The organism is Alicyclobacillus pomorum DSM 14955 (assembly GCF_000472905.1).
GTDB lineage: Bacteria > Bacillota > Bacilli > Alicyclobacillales > Alicyclobacillaceae > Alicyclobacillus_A > Alicyclobacillus_A pomorum.
In genome coordinates this window covers 1-21,901 of record NZ_AXAR01000016.1, presented here as the reverse complement: position 1 = coordinate 21,901, position 21,901 = coordinate 1, and the positions used below count along the sequence as shown (strand labels likewise).

The window sequence follows — 21,901 nt, the reverse complement described above, 5'->3', positions numbered from 1 at the left end:
TCATAGCGCTATGTGCAGTTTGGGAACGGAGGAAAATGTATGACAGTCACGATGGAACAACTCGTTGCACTCGCGAAACACAGAGGATTTATTTTTCCTGGCTCGGACATTTACGGCGGGCTTGCGAATACGTGGGACTACGGACCGCTTGGTGTGGAACTGAAGAACAACATTAAGCGGGCTTGGTGGAAGAAGTTTATCCAGGAGTCTCCCTACAACGTTGGGCTCGACTCCGCGATTTTGATGAATCGCCAGGTTTGGGTGGCTTCGGGACACGTCGGCAACTTTAATGACCCCATGATTGACTGCAAGTCTTGCAAGGCACGTCACAGAGCCGACAAGCTCATTGAAGATGCACTGGCTGCGCAAGGCGTTGAGAAGATTGTGGACGGGCTCTCGTTCACGGAGATGGAAAATCTTATCCAGGAATACCAGGTCTCGTGCCCAGTGTGTGGGAGCAAGGAATTTACGCCAATTCGGCAGTTCAACATGATGTTTAAAACCCATCAGGGAGTCACGGATGAAGCCGCGAACGAAATCTTTTTGCGGCCGGAGACGGCGCAGGGGATATTTGTGAATTTTAAGCACGTGCAGCGCACCATGCGGAAGAAGCTGCCGTTCGGCATCGGCCAAATCGGGAAGAGTTTTCGCAACGAGATCACGCCGGGCAACTTTATTTTCCGCACTCGCGAGTTTGAGCAGATGGAGCTCGAGTTTTTCTGTGAACCAGGCTCTGATGTAGAGTGGTTTTCCTATTGGCGTCAGTTCTGCTACGACTGGCTGCTGTCGCTAGGCCTGAAAAAGGAAAATCTGCGGCTGCGCGACCACGAGAAGGAACAGCTTTCTCACTATAGTTCCGCGACAACGGACGTGGAGTACAATTTCCCATTTGGTTGGGGTGAGTTGCTCGGGGTAGCGGATAGGACCAATTACGATTTGACGCAGCATCAGGAGTACTCTCATGAAGATTTCACAGTGTCCGAGGAGGGAAAAGAGCCATTCGTGCCTTACGTGATTGAGCCTTCTATCGGCGCGGATCGACTGTTGCTGGCCATCTTTGCGGACGCTTACGAGGAGCAAACCTTGGAAGCTGGCGATGTGCGCACGGTGCTGCATTTTCATCCGGCGATTGCGCCATACAAAGCGGCTGTGTTCCCGTTGAGCAAGAAGCTCGCTGACGGTGCGACAAAGGTGTACGAACAATTGGTGAAGGAATTCATGGTGGACTATGACGACTCTGGTTCCATCGGGAAACGGTACCGTCGTCACGATGAGATTGGCACGCCGTTTTGTATTACGTACGACTTTCAGTCCGAGGAAGACGGTTGCGTAACCATCCGCGACCGGGACACGATGGAACAGTCGCGCGTTCCGATTGCGGACCTTAATGCGTGGATCCGTGAAAAGGTCTCCTTTTGATGTGGGATGAAACCCCTGAGGAATGGGTACACCATACAACGGGGGGTGGCTTACATGTCAAACGAACACACGGAAAACCATAACGATGCACTCACGTTTTCTGGCGCACTGCTGAGCAATGACCGCTACGAGGCTATCGTAGGGCGGCATGACCGGGCGTTTCACGACGCTGCGTTAACGCCGATACCGTGGAAGCAGATTCACCGGGCGAATGTGCCGCACCTGGGCCGTCGCTCCAACTGAATCAAGCATGGCACTGTGAAGTTTCACACCCCAGGGAGTCCTCGGACTCCCTTTTTGTTTTTAGGAATGACAACATGCCGAGTGAGAATGAAGACCACGGCGTACGGTCATGGTAATGGGGAGGGGGGCAAACATGAACAAGCGCAAATCTGATATCGACACCGATTCTGAGAGGGCGGGCCATCAAGCACTAGACGCCGTGATCCTCGAATCTGTCGTGGACGGCATTGACCGGATGCGGGACGAAGGTGGCATTGCTCCAGAAATCCCACATCAGGAGGAGCGTGTCAATGTAGAGGCCGGAACCACCAATCCAGAGAACTTGTAAAACAAAGGCGCCCCTCGGGCGCCTTTGTTTTAGAATAAATTTCTGTGAAGTAGTTTATTAGCGGCGAACCACTGTAACGGAATGTTGGAAAACGCTGTGCGTCGATGTCGCTGGCGATGTGGTAGGATTCTGAAAACCTTTTTGGGAAGTGGGCCCATTGGCGACGACTTCTACGGAGGCGGGAAACACCATTGTTGGGGGATATGGTGCAAGCGCCAATTGTTCTGGGCGGCGGCGAGCGGGGAGACAGGGATCTCATCCACGACACGCGCTGTGGCGCCAAACCTGTGAAACCATTGCCGGACTAAAGGCACTGTCTGTGTTGCATCGGTCATTGTAGATGTGTAAGCACAATGAGTTGGACAATTGGGTGTATGATAGTACGGGAGACGAGAAGATAGGGGGATGTCACGTGGAACTCGGTGTAACCAACAAAACAGTGCTTGTGACTGCAGCCAGTCGTGGCTTAGGTTTTGCGACGGCGAAAAAGTTTGCTGCAGAAGGTGCTCGAGTTATGTTGACCAGTCGCAGTGCCGCGGCGCTGGAGCGGGCTGTAGATGAAATTCGCCGCGACACAGGCAATGTTCATGTCGCGTGGTGTGTGGCGGACGTATCCGTGCCAGAGGACATCGAACGGACATTCGCGGAGGTCGAACAGACGTTTGGGGGCGTTGACATTTTGATCAACAACGCGGGTGGACCCGCGGAAGGTTCGTTCGATTCAGTGACATTGCAACAGTGGGAAGATGCATTTCAGTTGTCGTTAATGAGCGTGGTACGCGCGGTGCGACTGGCGTTGCCGCACATGCGAGCGCAACAGTGGGGGCGGATTGTCAATTTTGCTTCCTCCTCCATCAAGCAACCGATTGACAACCTGATCTTGTCCAATACCTTCCGCGCCGCGATTGCGGGTCTCTCCAAATCATTGGCGACGGAGTTGGCGAAAGACAATATTCTGGTGAACACGCTTGGACCCGGCCGCATCGCTACGGATCGGGTGGCTGCATTGGACGCAAGTTTCGCAAAGCGAAAGGGAATTTCGATAGAAGAAGTTGAGGCGCTTAGGAAGTCGCAAATCCCCTTGGGGCGCTACGGGCATCCGGACGAGTTTGCAGCGTTGGCCGTGTTTCTGGGATCGGCAGCGAACGGATACATCACAGGACAATCCATCCTGGTCGACGGAGGCATGGTGCGCAGTTTGTAATTGTCATCCTGCGTGAGCGGAGGGCGTTTCAGCCGGGCAAGGGGCCGGGGCCAGTCGAATAGGCGTACTCCAACCAAGGACCGGGAAGCAATCTACTGTACAAACGCAAAATCTGTGATATACTTCGTATAAATTCAGTGTTTCGCAAAATACCGACATCAGCTTGGTTGCGCACCACCTGTAGTGTTTCGTGCAACACTGGAAAGCAAGGTTTCATCGCGCTGAAACACTTCAATAAAATTTTGCAAAACGCAACATCAAACTTGATACCTTATCAAGAGTGGCTGAGGGACTGGCCCTATGAAGCCCGGCAACCTGTGTAAAATGCACGAGGTGCCAATTCCAGCGAACCGTGTGTGCGATGATACACACGGATTCGGAAGATAAGGGTGATACGTCGTCGTACGAGCGCCCTTTTGGGCGCTTTTTGTGTACAGGTGGATGAGGTGCTATATACAGACCAGCGATTTGCAAATCGCTCACAGAGAACAATCAGGGGGATGTCCGTATGGGGACTCAACTGGAAACTGCGCTGACCAACAAGATTCTCGTCCTTGACGGCGCCATGGGAACCATGATTCAACGTCAATCTCTCACGGAAGAAGATTTCGGGGGAGCACTGTACGACGGGTGCAACGAATACTTAACCGTGACGCGACCAGATGTGATTCGCGGCATTCACGAGGCGTACCTCGCTGCCGGAGCCGACGTCATTGAAACCAATACGTTTGGCGCGACGCCGCTGGTGCTCGATGAATACGGCTTGGGTCACCTCGCCCGCACGCTGAATCGCCAGGCGGCAGTCCTCGCCAGGAAAGCAGCCGAGAAGTTCAGTACACCAGAGTGGCCGCGCTTCGTGGCAGGCGCCATGGGGCCGACCACCAAAAGTTTATCTGTCACAGGCGGTGCCACTTTCGAAGGCCTGATAGAGGCCTACACCGAACAAGCCACTGGCCTGCTGGAAGGCGGCGTGGATTTGCTGCTTGTGGAGACTGCGCAGGACCTGCTCAACGTGAAGGCCGCCGGGTTTGGAATTCAACGCGCGTTCGAAGCCACGGGCCGTCGGGTTCCAGTCATGGTATCTGGGACGATTGAACCGATGGGGACCACACTCGCGGGTCAGACCATCGAGGCGTTTTATCTCGCGGTTCGCCACTTGAACCCGATTTCTGTTGGTCTGAACTGCGCGACCGGTCCCGAGTTCATGCGAGATCACGTCCGCACCCTGTCCCAATTGGCCACCTGTGGCGTCAGCTGCTACCCCAACGCCGGACTTCCTGACGAAGAGGGCCACTACCACGAGACTCCGGAAAGTTTTGCGGTCAAAGTGGCAGAGTTTGCCGAGCAAGGGTGGATCAACATCGTCGGCGGCTGTTGTGGAACCACGCCGGATCACATTGCAGCCGTGCGGCAGGCTGTTTCTGGCATCGCGCCAAGAATTCCCGCCGCCAAGCGCTATCACGCGGTGTCCGGACTGGAAGCCGTCTTCCTCGAAGACGGCAACCGCCCCATTTTGGTCGGGGAGCGGACCAACGTCATTGGATCGAAAAAGTTCCGCAAGCTGATTGCCGAGGGGAACTTTGAAGCAGCGTCCGAAATCGCGAGGAAGCAGGTCAAATCCGGGGCGCAGGTGATAGACATTTGCCTGGCTGACCCAGACCGAGACGAAATGCTCGATATGGCGCAGTTTTTGCCGTTTGTCGTGAAAAAGGTCAAGGCGCCACTGATGATTGACTCCACCGACGCAGCAGTCGCGGAGCTCGGTTTGAAGCACAGCCAAGGTAAGGCCATCATCAACTCAACCAACCTGGAAGATGGAGAGCCACGGTTGGCGAAGTTCGCGGGGCTTGCCAAGCGCTACGGTGCCGCTCTGGTCGTGGGCACCATCGACGAGCAAGGGATGGCAGTCACCCGCGAACGGAAACTCGAAGTCGCACTGCGCAGTGTGGACTTGCTGGTGAACAAGTACGGATTACCTATTGAAGACATTATCATCGATCCGCTCACGTTCCCGGTGGGCACAGGCGACGAGAAGTACATCGGCTCCGCGAAGGAGACGGTGGAGGGCATCCGTCTCATCAAGGAGCACCTCCCGGACTGTCCGACCATTCTTGGCATCAGCAACGTGTCGTTCGGGCTGCCGCCTGCTGGACGGGAAATTCTGAACTCCGTCTTTCTCTACGAATGCACCAAGGCCGGTCTCGACTATGCCATCGTGAACAGCGAAAAGCTGGAGCGGTACGCCAATATCTCACCGGATGAGCGACGCCTTTGCGAACGGCTCTTGTTTGAGACGAACGAGGAGCTTGTGGCTGAGTTTACCGCGTTCTATCGCGAAAAAAAGTCCACACCGACCGTCGCCAAAGAAACGTTGCCACTGCTCGAGCGCATCGCCCGCTACGTGGTGGATGGCAGCAAAGAAGGACTGATTCCGGATTTGACGGAAGCGCTCTTGACCATGTCCCCACTGGACATCATCAATGGCCCATTGATGGACGGCATGAATGAAGTGGGACGCCTGTTCAACAACAACGAGCTGATTGTGGCGGAAGTCCTGCAAAGCGCAGAAGTGATGAAAGCTGCCGTGGCCTTTTTGGAACCGCACATGGAGAAAACGGAGTCGGCCACCAAAGCCAAGGTGCTACTTGCCACGGTCAAAGGGGATGTGCACGACATCGGCAAGAACCTTGTCGAAATTATCTTGGCCAACAACGGGTTTGAAGTGGTGAACCTCGGCATCAAGGTGTCTCCTGACCAACTGATTCAGGCGGTTCGAGACGTCCAGCCGGACATGATTGGATTGTCTGGCCTGCTCGTCAAATCCGCCCACCAAATGGTGACCACAGCCGAAGATTTGCGCCATGCAGGGGTTTCCTTGCCACTGTTGGTCGGTGGTGCTGCACTGACCAAGAAGTTTACGTTCACGCGCATCCAGCCGAGTTACGAAGGGATCGTCGCGTATGCGAAAGACGCCATGGAAGGGTTGGACATTGCCAACCGTCTATGTTCGCCCGAACAACGCGATGTGTTGTTGGAGGAATTGGAGGCGGCGCGCATCGAGATGGAGGCCAGATCCACAGTGGCTTCCGCTCCGACGGTATCCACCGGTCCAGTCAAAGACAAGACCATCTCTCACGATGTTCCGGTACATCTACCGCCAGATTTAGATAGACATGTGCTCCGCCAGTATCCACTGTCCTTGATTCGCCCGTATGTGAACTTGCAAATGCTGCTCGGCAAGCATCTCGGGCTTCGTGGCAACGTGGAGAAGTTGTTGCAGGAAGGGAATGAGAAGGCGGTATCGCTGTTGCGAATGGTCGAGGAACTGACAGAGATGGTGGAGCGCGATGGCGGCATCCAGGCGCATGCTGCGTACCGGTTCTTCCCGGCACAAGCGGACGGGGATACGGTCCTCGTTTACGATCCCGCCGATGCACGCACGGTTCTCGAACGCTTTCACTTCCCGCGCCAGGCCAACCCACCGCACCTTTGCCTTGCCGACTTCTTGCGGCCCGTCGCGAGCGGTGAAATGGACTACATTGCGTTGTTTACGGTGACGGCTGGACGGGGGATCCGAGACCTCGCAGAGCGCTGGAAGGCCAGCGGCGAGTACGTGAAGTCACACGCCATTCAGGCCATTGCCATTGAATACGCGGAAGGCTTCGCCGAACGTTTACACCACATGTTGCGCGACGCGTGGGGAATCCCGGATCCCCCGAACATGACCATGCGCGAGCGGTGGATAGCGCGCTATCAGGGAATTCGCGTGTCATTCGGTTACCCAGCGTGTCCGAACATCGAAGACCAGGAAAAATTGTTCCGCCTGTTACAACCTGAAGATATCGGCGTTCAGCTGACGGATGGCTACATGATGGACCCCGAAGCGAGTGTATCCGCCGTCGTATTCGCGCATCCACAGGCGCGCTATTTCAACGTCGAATAGAGACGAGAGAGGGAGAGGAGAGGAGCGCATGACACGTACCGCGACACTGAAAGAGCGGCTTGCCAACGGATGGATTGTAGGCGATGGCGCGATGGCGACGTTGCTTCATCAGATTGGCGTGCCAGCACGCACTTGTTTCGAGGGCCTGTGTTTGTCCCAGCCGGAGATGGTAAGAGACGTCCACCGCGCTTATGTGGCTGCGGGGGCGGAGTTGATTCAAACCAACACGTTCAGTGGTCACCGCGTGGGACTTGCACGATACGGCATAACGGCCCACCTGAAGGAATTGAACCAAACTGCAGTACGGCTTGCCAGAGAAGCTGTGGGTGAGAGCGGTGCCTTTGTCCTCGGCACCGTCGGTTCCACCAGCGACCTTGGGGCGGGAGACAGAGAACAACCCGCTTCGAATGCATCTTTGTCAGACATTTTCGAAGAGCAGATGACGGCGTTGTTGGAGGCGTCCGTAGACGGTCTATTGCTTGAGACGTTTTCTGATCTCGAAGAGATGATGATTGCGCTGGAAACGGCGCGGAGGTTAACGTCTCTTCCCATCATTGCGAACTTAGCCCCAGATGTCGTAGGCGTCACGCGAGACGGATACTCCGTGGTGGACGCGTTCGCGACCATGCGCTTGGCGGGCGCTGATGTGGTTGGGCTCAACTGTCGACTTGGCCTTTCCGGTATTCTTCGCACGTATGAAAAATTCACTTTAAATTCGGATTTCATTTACGCCGCCTACCCGAACGCGGGCATGTTGCATTACTCGGATGGAGATTATTCGTACACGGCCGACGCCGAGTACTTCGCTGAAGTTGGCGGACAGCTGGCTGCACGGGGGATTCGTGTGCTAGGCGGATGTTGCGGAACCACGCCGGACCATATCCGCCGGCTGAAGCAGAGGATGGAGAGTGGCCACGTGGAATCGGTCTTGGACCAATCGGGATCAGGCAAAGGTTCATTGTCTGCGTCCACAAAGACAATCGCGACAGTGGAGGTTCAACCGGTTACAAAGGTGCAAGATGCTGCGCATGGGCAGCGCCCGTCAGAGCCATCCACGTTCTCACTGCTGGAGAGCGTTCGCCAACGCATGTCCATCGTGGTGGAATTAGATCCCCCGAAGACGCTGGACGTCACAAAATACCTTGCGGGTGCCGCAGCGCTGCGCGAGGCAGGCGCCGACGCAGTGACGCTCGCGGACAATTCCCTGGGCACCGTTCGCGTAAGCAACATGGCGCTTGCGAGTATGTTGAAGCAAAACGGCATAGAACCGCTGGTGCACGTGACGTGCAGGGACAGGAACCTGATTGGCCAGCAGTCTCACCTGATGGGTCTGCACGTACTCGGAATCCATCACGTCTTGTTGGTGACGGGTGACCCCTCTCGCTTCGGCGACCTGCCAGGCGCCACATCTGTGTACGACGTTTCATCCATAGAACTGACAAAAATGGTCAAGCGACTCAACGCGGGCATCGGATTCTCCGGCCAGCCTATGAAATACCCTTCGCGCTTTATCATCGGGACGGCCTTCAATCCCCACGTGCGGCACTTCGACAAGGCGTTGGAGCGATTGCGGCGAAAACTGGACGCAGGGGCCGACTACGTGATGACGCAGCCCATTTTTGACATTCGGCTATTCGAACCGATTGCTCGTGCTGCCGAAGAATATGGGGCACCTGTCTTTGTTGGAATCATGCCGCTGGTGAGCGCCCGCAACGCGCGATTTTTACACCACGAAGTACCTGGCATCACCATTCCGGAGTCCATCTTGAGGCAAATGCTCGAGGCAGACCCAGAATCCGCTGCGGATGTTGGGCTCGACATTGCAAAGACGTTGCTGAATGAAGCTCGGAACTACTTTAACGGCATATACCTCATTACGCCGTTCTTGCGTTACGACCTGACCACTGAGCTGACGCGACATCTTCGCGAACAACAAGGGGTGGCCACACCCCAGCGGGCAACTGTATAGGCACGGGCTGACTCCGGCATCATACGTCCGGTGTTTTACATCAATTGGTATTCCTTCAGCTTACGGTATAAAGTGCTGCGGGAGATACCGAGCGCTTTCGCACAGCGGCTGATGTTTCCTTTGTATTGTCGAAGGACGCGCTCCACTTCAGATCTTTCCTTCTGCCAACTGCTCAATCGGATGGAGTGGACACTTCGAATGAGTGAAGTCCCTGCATCCGGTTGTCCGTTTGGCTGGAGATCCCCTAGGACAGGTTCATCAGGCTGTATGTCCGGCTCATTCAAGGAACCCGTGGCGTCTGCTTTGGGGCCTGTCCACAACAACTCTGGAAGATGCTGCAACGAAATCGTCGGCGCATTTCCAGATAAATAGAAGGCCCGCTCGATGACGTTTCGCAATTCGCGGATGTTTCCCGGCCAACTGTACGTCATCAACATGTCCATGGCACGACTATCGATAGACTTCAAGGGCATCCCGGTTGTCTGGCTAAATTGTCTGATGAAGTGCTCAACCAACTCGGGGACATCTTCCTTGCGCCTTCTCAACGGAGCGAGTTCAATCGAAAATACATTTAATCGGAAGTATAAATCGCTGCGGAAGGAACCGTTATATGCAATTTCTTGGGCCAACCGTTTGTTGGTCGCGGATATAATCCGGACGTTGACCGAGATTGGATGAGTTCCACCCACCCGGACGACCTCTTTTTCCTGCAACACGCGCAGCAGGGCTGCCTGTTGCTCCACAGGCATGTCGCCGATTTCATCTAAAAACAGTGTACCGCCGTTTGCGGCCTCAAACTTTCCGGGGTTGCCACCGCGTTTTGCGCCAGTGAAAGCCCCTTCCACATATCCAAATAACTCAGCGTTCAGCAGGTCACTGGGGAGGGCTGCACAATTGATGGCGATTAAATGGTTGATCACTGCGCGCACTGCCTTCATGAATTGCGCGTGCAAACAATTCTTTACCAGTGCCACTCTCGCCCAAAATGAGCACGTTTGCGTCCATTTGTGCAGCGAGTTCAGCCATCTGCAGATTTTTGAGGAAGGCGGGACTGGAACCCACGAGGTCTTTCGTGGTTTTTCTTTGTTTTTCAGTTGACTGTGTCTGCATGCAATCAATTCGTTTGAGAAACACGTGCTGAATTCCATTTTTCATCCGGCCTCTGGCTTCAATGACGTGTTGGGAATCGACGGAGCGAATCCGAAACTCACACTCTGTTTGTGTTTGTAGGGGCTCTTTCACCCTTTCTACGAGGGTGGCATCTTCACTGAGGATTGTCTGTGCCAAATCGTTCATCACCAGTACATGTCCATCTCGCACGGCCATATAGCCCTCTGGAAATAGATTGATGGTTCCAGTGAGCAATGATTCAAAGGCACATTGACGGCTTCGCGACTCGAGGGCTTCTACGGCACTTTCCACGAGTTGCTTTAATGCGGTGCAAAGCAGAGAAACCGCGTCAGGGCTGATGGCCCAATCCGGAATGAAGACACCTAGGACACCATGGAATCCCCCGGATTTCCCTTGTATCGGGATCCCGATGGAAACCCATTGCCGGAGCGACTCGCGTTCATGATCCATTCCCCGCACGACGGCCTGACTGCGTCCAGTGAGGGCCATGGCAATTCCGGATCGGCCCAGAAGTTGTGGGGTGACTCGGATCCCTGTCCGTAGGAAAGGGGGGAGTTCCGGTGTATCTGGAAGTTCAGCTCCAAAGACCGACAGGATGAGACCATCTGGATGAAAAACGGCGAACTGGTAAGGAAAATACTTCGTCAGATCCTGTAATGCTTCGATGAGCGGACCATAGTCGCACTGGGCATCTTTTAGCTCTACCGGAGCGCTGACGTCTCCTGCATCCTGGGTGTCCTCATGACTGCTTTTGGCGCGGAAAAAGGGGAGTGGAGGAATCGGTTCATCCGACGCCCAGACAATATCGAACTCTCCTTTCTCATTGACCTGCCCAATTCTTGAGTGTAGCCAAAGGTGCTGATTTCTGTCGTCCACTCGAATTCTCCCTTGGGGAGCTTCAAATTCGATTCCTTGCAAAGCCACACGGATGGCATCCGATTCTGTCGAACGAGCCGTTTTGATTGCCTCGGCTAGTAGCCAGACACTATAATACGCACTTTCCATCACAAAACTGACGGTGGAAGTGCCGTAGCTCTCCATGAACAATTTTCGAAATTCACTGTTTTGAATGGACTGAATAGAAGAAAAGTAGGGGAATGAAGTATAGTGGCCCTGCGCAAACTGCGCACCCATCGCCTGAATCTCTGTTTCGCCGGTAATGGCGCTGGCGATTGGAATTCGCAGACCCGTCTGGTGGAATTGTTGGTAAAACGCAATCGCACTGCTACCAACCAGATTTGAAAAGACCACATGGGGATTGGTTTTTGAGATGTCCTGCAAGGCTGTATGGAATTTTTCTAATCCGAGTGGAACATAGTGTTCCCCTACGATGGCTCCGCCATGGGTTTTCACCAATTGGCGGATATGTTTGTTACTCTCCCGCGGATACACATAATCGGAACCAATGAGGTAAAAAGCAGAACCGATGTTTCCTACGAGCCAAGGTATGAAATGCTGAAGTTGTTGGTTTGGCACGGGTCCGCAATAAACCACATGAGGAGATAGTTCCTCCCCTTCGTACAAGGCGGGATAGAACAACAACGTATTATATTTTTCGAGAACGGGTATTGTGGCTTTGCGGCAGGCGGATGTATACAAGCCTACGATGGCAGTGACACCGTGGTCTTGGATGAGCTTCTCCGCTTTGATGGCGGCAAGGACGGGATCCGATGCAATATCCTCTGTTACAGGAACCAGCCTTGCACCGTGAATACCACCTTGTCCGTTGATTTGGCGGATAGCCAATAATGCGGATTCATACTGTCCCCTTTCTGTGACACTGGTCGTCCCGGTTAGAGAGAAAAGCAAACCCACCTTAATATCTGAAATATTCGACATCGTAAAGCCCTCCGTTCCCTCATCCCCTCGCTTAGGTAGATAATAAACGATTCTGATGATGAAGTGAACAAGGGTGTTTCATCCTGTTTCACGTCTGATCGAGGCTGTACTTTTACACATTGACATCCGGTTGATACAACATGTGAACAACTCCGGACGAAAAGAGACAAACAGGAAGCACGTTTTTGGTTGGGTGCTCGCTGTTCTGAATTCATTTTTATCGTGTCAACACCAAAGATTGTCTACGCAAGGGCATTGATCAACCCAGCAATCAACTTGGCGCAGGACGGGTCCTGGTCCGCAGTTTGCGCCATCTAAACTCATGCATGTTATATAAATTAACACAAAATCTCGGTTTCATTGCTTTTTTCTTAAAAAAAGCATTTCCCATGTTAACTTATATTACGTCAATTGATTGAATATTCATGGTTCAATTGATAAAATCGTTCCGAGCAAGATTTAACTCAGATGCAGGAAGCATGAGAATGACTTACGAGAGGGGGCCACTTCAATCGCTTGTCTAAATCGTGCGAGTCATCAAAAGATTTGGCACAGTTCATGCATTTATCTGTGTCATTGAATACCTAGTGAAAGGATGTTTGCAGATGAGACACGGGGACATTTCTAGCAGCCCGGATACGGTGGGCGTCGCAGTTGTAAACTACAAGATGCCACGTCTTCACACTCGAGAAGAGGTACTAGAAAACGCGCGCAAAATCGCCGATATGATTGTCGGCATGAAACAAGGCTTGCCGGGGATGGATCTGGTCGTTTTTCCGGAGTATAGTACGATGGGCATCATGTACGATACCGATGAAATGTTCGAAACAGCTTGCACCATTCCTGGTCCAGAAACGGAGATCTTCAGTCAAGCGTGCCGCAAAGCAAATACGTGGGGTGTGTTTTCGTTGACGGGAGAGCGCCACGAAGAGCATCCTCGTAAATCTCCGTATAACACTTTGGTGCTCATCAACAACAAGGGAGAAATTGTTCAGAAATACAGAAAAATTCTACCTTGGGCACCGATTGAAGGGTGGTACCCAGGCGACAAGACGTATGTATCGGATGGCCCGAAAGGCCTGAAAGTCAGCCTCATCATTTGCGACGATGGAAACTATCCAGAAATCTGGCGTGATTGTGCCATGAAGGGCGCAGAATTGATTGTCCGTCCGCAAGGCTATATGTACCCAGCAAAGGACCAGCAGGTGTTGATGGCCAAAACCATGGCATGGGCCAACAATGTTTACGTTGCAGTGGCGAATGCTGCGGGATTTGACGGAGTCTATTCATACTTTGGTCATTCCGCCATCATTGGGTTTGACGGTCGGACCCTAGGTGAATGCGGTGAAGAAGAATACGGAATCCAGTACGCTGAACTGTCGATTTCCGCCATTCGCGATGCCCGTCAAAACTGGCAGTCCCAGAACCAGTTGTTCAAATTGTTGCATCGAGGCTACACGGGAATTCATAACTCTGGCGATGGAGACAAGGGGATTGCGGAATGCCCGTTTGACTTCTATCGCACCTGGGTTCTGGACGCAGAACAAGCAAGAGAGAATGTCGAAAAAATCACTCGTTCGGCGCTAACGACGGCGTGTTGTCCGGTGGGGAGTTTGCCCTACAATGGCAGGGAGCGCGAAGCCGTAGAGTAACCGCGAAGTCGGGGTAGATCAGACCGGAATTGGCCTGGTATACCCCTCTTCCTGCGCGGTTTGCACAGTGCTCATTATTCTTCGACGAAGGAGGATTGCTGTGCCCTTTATCAATGACATGGTAGACAGCTTCGCTAAGGAGCAACGAGCGCTCGATGAATCCGGATCGAAAGCCGCTGACACGGTCCCGACTCCGTCGAAGGTCGTAACGCGATTCACGTACGACGTCGAGAAGGTGATGAAGTTACTCAGAAGCCGGATTGTCGGTCAATCTGAAGTGCTTCAAACGATAGAGGAAATGTTGCGGTGGGTTCGGGTTGACATTGCAGACCCTCAGCGTCCGCTCTTTGTCTGCCTCTTCCTTGGCCCGACTGGAGTTGGAAAAACCGAACTTGTTCGATTGTTGGCAGAAGCGATACACGGAAACAGAGAATCTTTCTGCCGGGTAGACATGAATACGCTCTCGCAAGAACATTATGCCGCCTCTCTGACCGGAGCGCCCCCCGGCTATGTGGGGAGTAAGGAAGGCCAGACCATTTTAGACAAGGAAAAGATAGAAGGCTCCTTCCGCGCTCCCGGAATTGTCTTGTTTGATGAGGTCGAAAAGGCGAGTTCCACGGTTCTGCAAGCGTTGCTGAATGTTTTTGACAATGGCATCATGACGGTCGCTTCGGGTCAACTCCAGATCAACTTCCGAAATTCATTGATTTTTATGACAAGTAACATTGGGGCGAGGGAGATTCAAGAGTATGCACAACGGAAATCCCAGTCCTGGTGGAACCGTTGGTTTGGAATTCGAGGTGTTCCAAGCAAAAGCAAGACCCAAGAAATGATTCGAAAGGGTTTAGAGGAAAAATTCTCTCCGGAGTTTCTCAATCGCATGGACGAGATTGTAACGTTCAATTGGATTCGCGGTGATGTGTTACATGACATCATCTCGTTGGAAATCGAGCGGCTGAATCACCGCATCGCCAAACATCGGTGCAAACTTTGTTTGGATGTTTCTCTGATCAATCACTTAGCCAATGTCGGTTTCGACAAGCGGTACGGAGCCAGGTCGTTGAAGCGGGCTGTCCGTAAGTATGTTGAAGTTCCCCTCGCGAATTACTTGTTCACACGCCCTTGGAATCCAAATGCCCCGCTGCAGCAGATTACAGCCGTTTGGAGCACCGAAACCTTGTTCTACGAAAGTCCCTGAGTCATCCACTGTCTAACCAAGTGCGTAAAGGAGAGGTAGATATGCCGGAAAATCAACCGTCGTCTTTCTGTTAATTTCATATCGTCAGATAAATTAATAATTTCATAAAATATACTTCATAATTTTGAATGTTTAGATTATAATGGTGTTGAAAACATTAAATTCAAGATAGGAGGTATACAAATGAACGGCATCCACGATGTTGGAGGTATGGATGGGTTTGGGAAAGTTATGTATGTGAAAGAACAGGACGACCCTTACTTCACTCGTGATTGGGAAAGGCTTGCTTTCGGTCTTGTGGCTGGTTGCATGGCACAAGGATTAGGGATGAAGGCGTTTGATGAATTCAGGATTGGTATAGAACGAATGCGTCCAGTGGACTATCTAACGTCATCATATTATGGTCACTGGATTGCGACCGTCGAATACAACTTAGTTGAGACGGGAGTATTGGACGCTGAAGAACTCGAAGCTCGAACACAAACTTTTTTGAAGGAACCGGAGACAAAAATTCCGCGCCGCGAGGATCCGAAATTAGTAAAGCTTGTAGAAAAAGCACTGTTAGAAGGATTGTCTCCGCTCCGCGAAATATCGTCTCCTCCCCGTTTCGAGGCGGGAGAGAGAATCAAGACGAGGAACATTCACCCAACGGGGCATACAAGATTCCCCCGTTACGTCCGTGACAAGTATGGTGTCATCGATGAAGTGTATGGGGCTCATGTTTTCCCTGATGATGCCGCACACAGGAGGGGAGAGAACCCGCAATATCTCTATCGCGTACGTTTTGATGCAGAAGAATTGTGGGGAGTAAAACAAAAAGATGCAGTTTATGTAGATCTTTGGGAAAGTTATTTGGAACCTATTTCAAACTAATCGTGAGTACAGGAGGAGTTTGTTATGGCTGATCATCACAACGTAGATCCCCGATTCCCACACCACCATCCACGTCCGCAATCGTTTTGGGAGGCACGGGCAAATGCTCTCCAATCGCTACTGATTGAAAAGGGGCTCCTTTCCTCCGACGCAATTGAAAGGGTTGTACATCACTATGAACATGAACTTGGACCCATGCACGGAGCCAAGGTCGTGGCGAAAGCCTGGACAGATCCCGTTTTCAAACAAAGATTGCTAGAGGATTCAGAGACTGTGTTAAAAGAACTCGGATATTTTGGTTTGCAGGGAGAACACATCAAGGTAGTGGAAAACACGGATACCGTACACAATGTGGTCGTCTGCACTCTATGTTCATGCTATCCTTGGCCGTTGCTTGGTTTACCGCCTTCATGGTACAAGGAACCAGCCTACCGGGCTCGGGTTGTTAAAGAGCCAAGAAAGGTACTTCAAGAATTCGGTGTAGACTTGCCCGATACAGTAGAAATCCGAGTATGGGACAGTAGTTCAGAAGTGCGATTTATGGTATTACCGCAAAGACCTGCGGGTACTGAAGGCATGACGGAGGCGGAACTTGCAGAAATTGTTACGCGAGATTCCATGATTGGTGTTGCCCAAGTACAACCGCCTACGGCCGATGTACGATAGGAGGAACAGAACCCGATGAAAAACTGTGAGACTAGTTCTACAGAATCAATCATTGCGTATATGCCCGAAGATACAGCACCGCCCAGGAAAAACGGTGAATTGGAATTCCAGGAGCCGTGGGAAAGAAACTCATTTGGTATGGCTCTTGCTTTGTACGAGGAAAAACGTGTTACCTCGTGGGAGGATTTTCGAACTCGCTTGATTGCAGAAATTGCCAAGTGGGAAACCACCGAGCATAAGGAGGACCATGCCTGGAACTACTATGAGCAATGGTTAAAAGCCTTAGAACGACTCGTGGTGGAAACCGGAATGCTAGACAAGAGTGAAATAGAAGCCCGTGCCAACGAATTTCTCACTGGTGAACGAGATGAAGTGTTTTATTAACAACAAAAGTTCACAAAACGGGACAACACTGCGTTGTCCCGTTTTCAGAAAAAACAAAAATAGTGTGGTTGAAACGGTAAGCTAACGTCGCCCGCATGGTGATGACTTTGATGCAAGGTTCGTGATTGTTTCAAATTCACCTTAATGCGAGCTCATTGAAGGGTGGATGGTAGAATGCTTAATGTATCGCTTATATTTCTCGTACTTACATTGGGGCTTCGTCATGGACTGGATGCAGATCATCTAGCCTATATTGATGGTCAGACCCGTTATAATTGGCGTGTGGGTAGTCCAATTGCACGTTGGGTAGGAACGCTGTTTTCGTTTGGACATGGATTCGTCGTAGCCGGTGTGGCTGTTGTTTTAGGAATGTTTGCCCATAATTTCAAGTTTCCCGATTACTTCGATACAATCACGACATGGGTATCCATCATTTCGTTATTCCTCATTGGCACGTTGAATGTGTATAACCTCCTCAACTCAAAGTCGAAAGCGGATGATTTTCAGATTCGTGGAATCAAAGGAAAGTTCATTCCGAGGTTTGCTAAGGAAACAACGAATCCGATTGTCATCATCTTTCTTGGTGGTCTGTTTGCGATGGCGGCAGACACAGTGAGCCAAACTTCTGTTTGGGCGATTGCAGCAGGTGGTGATTCAGTCAGCTATATGCCATTGATTTTAGGACTGGTCTTCATGGTGGGAATGATGACCACGGATACCATCGATTCATTGGTTACGTATCGAATGGTCAGCCATTCTGGCCAACTAGGCCAGTCTGCTTCGAGACTTATGGGATGGGTCATTGTGATTCTTGCGTACGGAGTTTCAAGTTATGAAGCAATTACGATATTCACTCCTTCAGTGCAACTGAACTTTGAGACCGTAGGTATTGTAGCGTTTCTGTTCTTGATTGGCTGTTATCTCGTGGCACTATATTCGAAAAGAAAAGACCAGCCATGGATCACGGATCAGCAATAATTTCAGGAATTAACGCACAAATACAATCAATCGTCCACTGCTTTACTACATCATGGAGGTGATGGTATGGAATCGTTGGCTCAACCTGCACTTCAACAGACCACAAAACGACAGGTGCTGGCTCAAATATTTATCTGTTCTGGATGTTGCTGTGGACACACCGAAAGAGGAAAACCTCCTGTTCCAATCGAGTGGCTGAAGGACCAGTGGAAAAAGCGAAAGTTAAAGCCACACGTTCAATTGACGATTAGCGGTTGCTTGGGGCCATGTGATCTCGTCAACGTCGTTGCCATTATGACTGCGAACGAACAAATCTGGTTGGGCGGCATCCAAGAAGACTCGACATATGAAGCGATTATGGATTGGGCTTCTTCCTCTGTGACGTTGGGATATCTACCACCATTACCTGTGAAACTTCACGAGCACATCTTTGAACGATTTGAACCAGTCCGCTCTGCGGAACATGTGTAACTCACGAACAGGGATCAACGACAGGACGCCGATTCACCACGACGAAATCAGGTCGGCGAAACGGTCGTTCCCTTGAAGTAATGCACCGAGATCACAGGATGACCACCACCTGTGATTTTTTCTGTGCACGGCAGCTGTAGCAAGTGCGCGGCCTCAAGTAACGTTTTGATGCGTTGCAGGAGAGTCCTTGGATGGTCATTCGGTGCTTCGCCGCCGAGGAGTGGACGACCAGTGGATGGAGGTGACATTTGGCATACAGTGTAGTGGAGGCGATGAACGATGCCAAGGTATAGAATTATCGTCGATGTGTCGGACCGAAAACTACATTTGCTGGATGACGATAGAGTAGTGCGGACGTTTCCGGTCGGGATTGGGAAGATGCTCACCGAGACGCCGATTGGAGAGTACACCATCATGAATAAGCAACCCAACCCTGGTGGCCCCTTTGGAGTATACTGGCTTGGTTTGTCAAAACCCCATTACGGAATCCACGGAACCAACAATCCTTCTTCTATCGGCAAACAAGTATCACACGGGTGTGTCCGGATGTACAACGAGGATGTCACGTACTTGGCGAACACCGTTCCTATCGGAACGCACGTCACCATCCGGCAGTGACGACGGTGTCTATATCGAATTGTGAGACAATGAGTGTTTAATCCTGGATCGAAATGTTGTACCATATACCGTGTACATGATGACATCTTTCACACCTGTCACCACCACTTGGGGGGAGACCGTATGATTTCGGATAGCGCAGCCAACACGTTTCTGTATGCGATGACCATCATCGGCATTGTTGGGTTCGTTTTATGTGGCATGTGGTGGTGGCGAAGGTCGTAGGAATGCGAAGATGCGGCATCGAGTCTGCTCGCTAGCATAAGGAGGGATGTTTCATGAGTAAGAAAGTACTGATTCTGACTGGAGACGCGGTAGAGGCGCTCGAGGTGTTTTACCCTTATTATCGGTTGCTGGAGGAAAATATCGAGGCTGTCCTGGCTTCCCCTTCCGTGAAAAAGTTGAACACCGTGGTGCATGACTTCGTCGGATGGGAAACGTACACTGAAAAACCGGGGTATCTACTAGAGTCACACGTTGCTTTTGCAGACGTCAAACCAGAAGAGTACGATGGTCTCTTGATTCCTGGTGGAAGGGCGCCGGAGTATATTCGATTGAACGAGGATGTGCCTCGCATTGTGCGTCACTTCTTCGAGGCAGGGAAGCCGGTCGGGGCGATTTGTCACGCCGTCCAGGTGCTCGAAGCGGTCCGCGATGCACTCAGTGGAAGGTCGCTTACGGCGTACATTGCATGTAAGCCAACGGTGGAGGGCATGGGAGCCACCTATGTACACCAGTCGCTCCACGTCGACGGCAATCTGGTGTCGGCCCACGCATGGCCAGATCTTCCAGGATTCATGCGGGAGTTCCTGAAGTTATTGAATCAGTGAGTACCCAATGGGACGAAGGACCTCTTCCTGCGAAGGGGTCCTTGTTGCACTCGGCTTTGCCGCTACGTCAACTTAGTCTCGGTATTGGTCTACTGTAACAGTGAGATTTTAAACTAATCCGGCTGCTTTCAATCCATTTACGATTCCATTGTCATCTACAGACGTCGTTACGAAATCGGCAACAGGCTTCAATTCTTCCACTGCATTCCCCATTGCGATTCCGTACCCGACCAACGCCAACAATTCTCGGTCATTGAGACTGTTTCCGAAAGCGACCGCTTGAGCCGGTTCGAGGTTCAATGCGTGCAGCAGATCCAAAATTCCTCTTGCCTTCGATCCGCCTGAAGGCAGTACATCGAGTGCAAAGGGGTGCCATCGGACCAACCGCAAGTTTGGCAATGCTCGTTCATAAACATGTTCTTCTTCAACTGTGCAATGTAGAAAAACTTGATAAATGTCAGCTTCTTGCCAGTACAATGGGTTGTAACCCGGTAACTCCACTTTTAAAGAACCGACTGATTCTAAGAGGCGAGGGTGATTTTGGGCGTTGGAAAAGTAGCGCTGATCCCCTAGAAATACCAACGGATGTCCATGTAATTCAGCACATCGGATCAGCGTCTTGAGATCCTCTTTCGGAATGGGATAGCTTTTTACAATCTGACCTTTGTAAACTACATAGGCGCCATTTAGGCTTACAAATGATTCGATGCCAAGCTGTTCCGTAATGGATCTGAAATAAGGTGCCCGTCCCGTTGCAATCACCAACTCGACGCCTGTGCTCTTCAACTGGTTGATCGCGTCTATTGTAGATTTAGGGATTTCCTTATCTTCATTGAAGAGCGTACCATCGATATCAAAAAATACAATTTTGTAATCCATGGTGTAATCCAATCCTTTTGCTTCTTCGTTACCCTGGCGAACATATATAATCCTGCTCTCATGGAAATTGTGCAGTCATCGCAAAGGCGAATTTCCATTGTCTTGCATAAAATCGAGAATCTCCTCCCGAGTCGGTAAAGCTGGAATTCCACCCGTTCTCGTAGTGGACGGGAAATCGTGGAGAAACCACTCATAGTGAACATACTGAGTTCTTGAATTATCGGGGGCATTGATGCAGTAAGTCACGCAACGTACCTTATTGGACCTAAGGAGGACGTACAAAGACTTCGAAAACATTATTTAAGCACATATGGCTTGGAACTTTCTTTTTGGGAAAACGATTCGAAATGACTCAATGGGTTAGAAGTCAACATAGTCATAATGAACGACATCGGTGCTATTTCGCACGTCGGGGATTACACTGAATCCGTCGAAAACAGTGCAGAGCCACATACGAAAGGGGCCGGCACTGTGAAGAGTATCACAAAGTTCGTTGGTTTGGATGTGTCCAAGGAGAAAATAGCAGTTTCAGTCGCGCACGAAGGCTGGGGTGAGCCCAGGGGATGCTTCCTCATAGAGGCCGTAAGAAACTTCGTACGTCAACTCGACGGCGGGGGAGTAAAACTGGAGTTCTGCTACGAGGCTGGACCCACAGGGTATGGCCTGTATCGATTGCTCCATGCAATGGACGTCTCTTGTACTGTTCTGGCTCCTTCACTCATTCCAAAAAGACAGGGCGATCCACGCTACGGATACGTGCAAGATAGGGATATCAACTGGTTTGACTGACCTTCACCATTATTGTACAATTTCAGAACATTGTACCATCGGACAGGCAGGAGGGGCGCGTTTGGATAATACGGAATTTTCCTTGGTTTCACTTTTAATTGTGACAGCACTTGGACTTCTTGTTCCGCTGATTGTGACGCGAATTCGGGCGGTACGTATTCCCATCGTGGTAGGTGAAATTATCGCTGGCGTAGTCGTCGGCAAAAGCGGATTTAACATTATTCAGAATAGTGAATGGCTACAATTTCTGCAGTTTTTTGGTTTAGCCTTTCTTATGTTCGTATCGGGCTTGGAGATTGACTTTGCTACCTTAAAGCCAACCAAGGTGGGAAAGGGCAACCGTTACGCGCGTTTCCTGACGATGCCCCCAGTGTTTGCGACCTTCGCAACGGGCCTCACGTTTGTCCTGTCCTACAGTTTGTCCCAAGTACTCTTCAATCTTCATTTCATAAAAAGTCCACTACTCTTTTCGCTCATTCTGACGACG

The 21,901-nt window shown here is 51.3% G+C and carries 20 protein-coding genes and 1 riboswitch; of the genes, 17 read left to right on the top strand and 3 right to left on the bottom strand.

Going from position 1 to position 21,901, the window contains the following annotated elements:
- Window positions 1-39: 39 nt before the first annotated feature.
- From YWK_RS0114470 to YWK_RS0114440, 6 genes are all read left to right on the top strand, one after another.
- The gene (locus tag YWK_RS0114470) at window positions 40-1,419 is read left to right on the top strand and encodes a glycine--tRNA ligase (protein WP_026965362.1); all 1,380 of its coding nucleotides are present in this window, start codon (window positions 40-42) and stop codon (window positions 1,417-1,419) included.
- Between the two features lie 54 nt (window positions 1,420-1,473).
- Window positions 1,474-1,662, top strand: coding sequence for a hypothetical protein (locus tag YWK_RS0114465; RefSeq protein WP_026965361.1), 189 nt, complete (start codon window positions 1,474-1,476; stop codon window positions 1,660-1,662).
- A 133-nt stretch (window positions 1,663-1,795) separates the two neighbouring features.
- A complete protein-coding gene (locus YWK_RS0114460; protein WP_026965360.1) occupies window positions 1,796-1,990 on the top strand; it encodes a hypothetical protein in 195 nt (64 codons plus the stop codon).
- A 412-nt stretch (window positions 1,991-2,402) separates the two neighbouring features.
- Window positions 2,403-3,194, top strand: coding sequence for an SDR family oxidoreductase (locus YWK_RS0114450; RefSeq protein WP_026965359.1), 792 nt, complete (start codon window positions 2,403-2,405; stop codon window positions 3,192-3,194).
- A 268-nt stretch (window positions 3,195-3,462) separates the two neighbouring features.
- Window positions 3,463-3,584, top strand: a riboswitch (SAM riboswitch).
- Window positions 3,585-3,702: 118 nt separating this feature from the next.
- Complete coding sequence (metH, locus tag YWK_RS0114445; protein WP_026965358.1) at window positions 3,703-7,137, top strand: methionine synthase; 3,435 nt, start codon at window positions 3,703-3,705, stop codon at window positions 7,135-7,137.
- Between the two features lie 28 nt (window positions 7,138-7,165).
- Entirely contained in the window at window positions 7,166-9,106 is a 1,941-nt protein-coding gene (locus tag YWK_RS0114440; protein WP_051375626.1) for a bifunctional homocysteine S-methyltransferase/methylenetetrahydrofolate reductase, read from the top strand.
- A gap of 35 nt (window positions 9,107-9,141) precedes the next feature.
- Here the strand turns inward: YWK_RS0114440 and YWK_RS22710 are convergent, their stop codons facing one another.
- Both YWK_RS22710 and YWK_RS20120 read right to left on the bottom strand, forming a co-directional pair.
- Window positions 9,142-10,044 carry a sigma-54 interaction domain-containing protein gene (locus YWK_RS22710; RefSeq protein WP_281172260.1) on the bottom strand — a complete coding sequence of 301 codons (903 nt, stop codon included), beginning with the start codon at window positions 10,042-10,044 and terminating at the stop codon, window positions 9,142-9,144.
- The gene (locus YWK_RS20120; RefSeq protein ID WP_051375624.1) at window positions 9,980-12,076 is read right to left on the bottom strand and encodes a transporter substrate-binding protein; all 2,097 of its coding nucleotides are present in this window, start codon (window positions 12,074-12,076) and stop codon (window positions 9,980-9,982) included. The genes YWK_RS22710 and YWK_RS20120 overlap by 65 nt, the downstream gene beginning before the upstream one ends.
- A gap of 605 nt (window positions 12,077-12,681) precedes the next feature.
- On the opposite strand from YWK_RS20120, the gene YWK_RS0114430 reads away from it, so the two are divergent.
- The 9 genes from YWK_RS0114430 to YWK_RS0114385 all read left to right on the top strand — a co-directional run bounded on the left by YWK_RS0114430 (window position 12,682) and on the right by YWK_RS0114385 (window position 19,746).
- Window positions 12,682-13,728, top strand: coding sequence for an aliphatic amidase (locus YWK_RS0114430; protein WP_026965356.1), 1,047 nt, complete (start codon window positions 12,682-12,684; stop codon window positions 13,726-13,728).
- 100 nt (window positions 13,729-13,828) lie between these two features.
- On the top strand, window positions 13,829-14,926 hold the full coding sequence (locus YWK_RS20115; RefSeq protein ID WP_156909166.1) for an AAA family ATPase: 1,098 nt from the start codon (window positions 13,829-13,831) through the stop codon (window positions 14,924-14,926).
- Between the two features lie 183 nt (window positions 14,927-15,109).
- A complete protein-coding gene (gene nthB / locus YWK_RS0114420) occupies window positions 15,110-15,799 on the top strand; it encodes a nitrile hydratase subunit beta (protein WP_026965355.1) in 690 nt (229 codons plus the stop codon).
- A gap of 24 nt (window positions 15,800-15,823) precedes the next feature.
- The gene (gene nthA, locus YWK_RS0114415) at window positions 15,824-16,465 is read left to right on the top strand and encodes a nitrile hydratase subunit alpha (protein ID WP_026965354.1); all 642 of its coding nucleotides are present in this window, start codon (window positions 15,824-15,826) and stop codon (window positions 16,463-16,465) included.
- A 15-nt stretch (window positions 16,466-16,480) separates the two neighbouring features.
- Window positions 16,481-16,849, top strand: coding sequence for a nitrile hydratase accessory protein (locus YWK_RS0114410; protein ID WP_026965353.1), 369 nt, complete (start codon window positions 16,481-16,483; stop codon window positions 16,847-16,849).
- A 174-nt stretch (window positions 16,850-17,023) separates the two neighbouring features.
- Entirely contained in the window at window positions 17,024-17,827 is an 804-nt protein-coding gene (locus tag YWK_RS0114405; RefSeq protein ID WP_026965352.1) for a HoxN/HupN/NixA family nickel/cobalt transporter, read from the top strand.
- 66 nt (window positions 17,828-17,893) lie between these two features.
- Window positions 17,894-18,298, top strand: coding sequence for a (2Fe-2S) ferredoxin domain-containing protein (locus YWK_RS0114400; protein ID WP_035467175.1), 405 nt, complete (start codon window positions 17,894-17,896; stop codon window positions 18,296-18,298).
- Between the two features lie 279 nt (window positions 18,299-18,577).
- Window positions 18,578-18,916, top strand: a complete 339-nt coding sequence (locus tag YWK_RS0114395) for a L,D-transpeptidase (RefSeq protein ID WP_026965350.1) — start codon at window positions 18,578-18,580, stop codon at window positions 18,914-18,916.
- 278 nt (window positions 18,917-19,194) lie between these two features.
- On the top strand, window positions 19,195-19,746 hold the full coding sequence (locus tag YWK_RS0114385; RefSeq protein WP_026965349.1) for a DJ-1/PfpI family protein: 552 nt from the start codon (window positions 19,195-19,197) through the stop codon (window positions 19,744-19,746).
- Window positions 19,747-19,854: 108 nt separating this feature from the next.
- Here the strand turns inward: YWK_RS0114385 and YWK_RS0114380 are convergent, their stop codons facing one another.
- On the bottom strand, window positions 19,855-20,625 hold the full coding sequence (locus YWK_RS0114380) for a Cof-type HAD-IIB family hydrolase (protein WP_026965348.1): 771 nt from the start codon (window positions 20,623-20,625) through the stop codon (window positions 19,855-19,857).
- A gap of 471 nt (window positions 20,626-21,096) precedes the next feature.
- Between YWK_RS0114380 and YWK_RS22175 the strand changes: the two genes are divergently transcribed.
- Together YWK_RS22175 and YWK_RS20110 are read left to right on the top strand one after the other, a co-directional pair.
- The gene (locus YWK_RS22175; RefSeq protein ID WP_169727192.1) at window positions 21,097-21,414 is read left to right on the top strand and encodes a hypothetical protein; all 318 of its coding nucleotides are present in this window, start codon (window positions 21,097-21,099) and stop codon (window positions 21,412-21,414) included.
- 61 nt (window positions 21,415-21,475) lie between these two features.
- Window positions 21,476-21,901, top strand: a 426-nt coding sequence (locus YWK_RS20110) for a cation:proton antiporter domain-containing protein (RefSeq protein WP_035467174.1), incomplete at its 3' end; no start/stop codon positions are given.